Below are 3,192 nucleotides of genomic sequence, written 5' to 3' on the forward strand. Positions count from 1 at the left end.
CAGGTGGCCCCCCGGGCCCCTCCGCTCGTGATTCCCGCGTTGCCCGTGCTGCCCCGGAACAATGAGGCCGAGAAGAGGCTGGCGAAGCGGTTGGATGGGCTCGTCGCGGAGCTGCGCAGGCGCACGGAAGGCCTGGACGTGGCTCCGGACCTGACGCGGCAGCTCGTGCAGATCTACAGCTCCGCCACCGGGGAGCAGACCGCGACCCAGCGCATGGAGGTGAACCAGGCGCTGGACGCATGGCAGGAGAAGCTGAAGGCGCGCTTCCCGAAGTGAGCTGAGACACGCATTCCCCGGAAGAGCGCGCGGATGGAGGTGTTTCCGCAGCGGGGAAGCGGTGGGACGGGTGGACGCCGGCCCGAGCCCATGCCATGGGAAGAGGAGTCCCCGCAAAGCAGCAGGCAGCCGAGCGGGGCCAGCGCGTACCGTGTTGTTTCAAAAGACGGCGGTGCGCGCGGTACCCTCACCCGATGGCCGGCGCACCCATGAGCACTCCAGGAATTCCCGACCCGGCGCCGTTCCCCGCGCCCACGTCGCCGGAGCGCGGCACCCTGCCCCCCGTGGATCCGCTGGTGTCGATGCAGCTGGGCGAGTTCGTCATCGAGGAGCGCATCGGCTCCGGAGGCATGGGTGTCATCTACCGTGCGGTGCATCCGCTCATCGGCAAGCAGGCGGCCGTCAAGGTGCTGCGGGCGGAGCTGATGTCGCCGGAGCAGGCGCAGCGGCTGCTGGTGGAAGCGAAGGCGGTGAACGCCATCCGCCACCCGGGCATCCTGGACATCTTCAACTGCGGCGCGCTGCCGGATGGGCGTCCGTATGTCGTGATGGAGCTGCTCCAGGGCCGGTCGTTGGAGGACGTGCTGCGCGTGCAGGGCCGGTTGAATGTCGGGATGACGGTCTGGGTGTTGGATCAGCTCCTGTCGGCGCTGGCGGCGGCGCACCGTGCGGGCGTGGTGCACCGGGATTTGAAGCCGGAGAACGTGTTCCTGGTGGAGGTGCCGGACACGGCGCCCACCCTCAAGCTCGTGGACTTCGGCATCGCGCAGGTGATGCAGGCGGAGGAGCCGCCCCCGTCCGGGGTGAAGCGCCCGTCCGGAGTGAAGCGTCCGATGACGGGCACGCCGGAGTGCATGTCCCCGGAGCAGATCCGCGGATGGCCGGTGGGTCCGGCGGCGGACCTGTACGCGGTGGGCATCCTGGCGTTCCAGATGCTGACCGGAGCCCGCCCGTTCCAGGGCGAGCACATGCAGGTGATGTTCGCGCAGGTGGAGCAGTCGCCGCCTGCGCCCTCCACGCGCGCGGAAGGCATCGCGCCCGGGCTGGACGCGCTGGTGCTCCAGTTGCTGGAGAAGGACGCAGCGCGGCGTCCGGCGTCCGCGCAGGCGGTGCGCGAACAGCTCCATCAGCTCGCGAGGGAGCTGTCCCTGGAGGGGCCGAAGGGAAGCATCCTGGCCTTCACGCCGCCGACCTTCGCGGCGCCCCCGCCGTCCGCCATGGTGCAGCCAACGACGCGCTGGGGCCGCGCGCCCATCGCAATGGCGGCCGTCGTGGCGCTGGCACTGCTGGGCATGGGGACGGGCGTGCTGACGTGGGCTCGGGAAGCGGCGCCGGAGGCGAAGGCCCCTGTCGCCGTGGAGGCCCCTTCCAGGCCGCGCGTGAAGGCGCCGCATCCGGTGGGGCCGCTCGACACGTGGGAGACGGTGCTGATCAGGAGCCGTGCTCCGGCGGTCCTGCTGCCGTCCGCCGCGCTCCCAGTGGCGGGCCTTGAAGCGCCACTGGGTCCTGCCCGGTAGCCGCGCCCCAGGGGCGGCACAGGAGCAGCCGGGCACCGAACGCATGAAACCAGGCTGGCGGCTGATCCGTGGCTGGAGCAGCTGAGCGCGCGCATCCCCAAGTGATCAACGCGGGCGAAGGTTCGCGCAGCGCGGGAAGTCAGCCACGACCCTGGATGGGTCATCCCATCGGATCATCGCCATCCGAGGAAAGTGTTCTCCTTGAGGTTTGAATGCCCCGGGAACGCGTGGCTATGTTCGCGGCGCCCCCGCCCATGAAAAGCACTCTCTCCTCAGGAACCGATACCAAGAAGTCCGTGCATCCAGAGTCGCGGTCCGCTGCTCCCGCGGATCCATTGCTGGGCACGCAACTGGGTGAATTCGTCATCGAGGAACGCATCGGGTCGGGCGGGATGGGCGTGGTGTACCGCGCGGTGCATCCCCTCATCGGTAAGCAGGCAGCCGTCAAGGTGCTGCGGGCGGAGCTCGTGTCTCCGCAGCAGGTGCAACGCCTCCTCGTGGAGGCCCGCGCGGTCAATGCCATCCGGCACCCGGGCATCATCGACATCTTTGGATTTGGCAGCCTTCCGGATGAGCGGCCCTACGTCATCATGGAGCTGCTGCGGGGACGGCCGCTCTCCGACTTCGTCCGCGCGAAGAATCGGATGGATGTGGAGAGCGCGGTCTGGGTCCTGGATCAGGTTCTGGCCGCGCTGGGTGCCGCGCATCGAGCAGGCGTGGTGCACCGCGACCTGAAGCCCGCGAACGTCTTCGTGGTCGAATCGCCGGAGACGCCGACCACCATCAAGCTGGTCGACTTCGGCATCGCCAAACTGCTGGAGTCGCACGAGAGCCCCCTCACCGCGGATGGATTCATCCTGGGGACCCCGGACTTCATGGCGCCAGAGCAGATCCGCGGAAGCACCGTGGGCCCGGCAACGGACCTCTACGCCGTGGGCGTGATGATGTTCCAGTTGCTCACGGGAGAGCGTCCGTTCCAGGGCGGCTCCGTCCAGTTGATGTTCGCGCATGTGGATCAGTCACCGCCGCCGCCCTCGTCGCGCATCCCGGGCATCCCACCGGAACTCGACACGCTGGTCCTGCACCTTCTGGCGAAGGACCCCGCCCTGCGGCCGGCTTCCGCGGAGGCCGTGCGGGAACAGCTGAAGCGCATTCCAATGCGCATGGCGCCCCATGCACCGTCGGTCGCGAAGAACCACGACGCCTCCCCCGTGGCGGCTCCTGCGAGCACTGAAACCGTCACGTCCAACACCCAGGGTGGGCTCAAGGCTCCTCACGGTTCACGAGGACGCGCGGCATGGATCGGCGGGGCGCTGCTGCTCCTGGGCCTCGGAGCCGCCGTCGTCTGGCCGAAGCCCCCGGCCCCGGCTCCTTCCGTCGTTGGGGTCGTACCCTCCCC

2 protein-coding genes and 1 pseudogene are annotated in these 3,192 nt (G+C 69.3%); all 3 read left to right on the forward strand.

Annotated elements, in window-relative coordinates; all coding sequences use genetic code 11:
• A pseudogene (locus D7X12_RS40440) lies at positions 1–276 on the forward strand (serine/threonine protein kinase); the annotation flags it as partial.
• A 209-nt stretch (positions 277–485) separates the two neighbouring features.
• A complete protein-coding gene (locus tag D7X12_RS40445) occupies positions 486–1,793 on the forward strand; it encodes a serine/threonine-protein kinase (RefSeq protein WP_244225073.1) in 1,308 nt (435 codons plus the stop codon).
• Between the two features lie 296 nt (positions 1,794–2,089).
• A partial coding sequence (locus tag D7X12_RS40450) for a serine/threonine-protein kinase (protein ID WP_244225074.1) occupies positions 2,090–3,192 on the forward strand: 1,103 nt, incomplete at its 3' end.

Source organism: Corallococcus sicarius (genome assembly GCF_003611735.1).
Lineage (GTDB): Bacteria > Myxococcota > Myxococcia > Myxococcales > Myxococcaceae > Corallococcus > Corallococcus sicarius.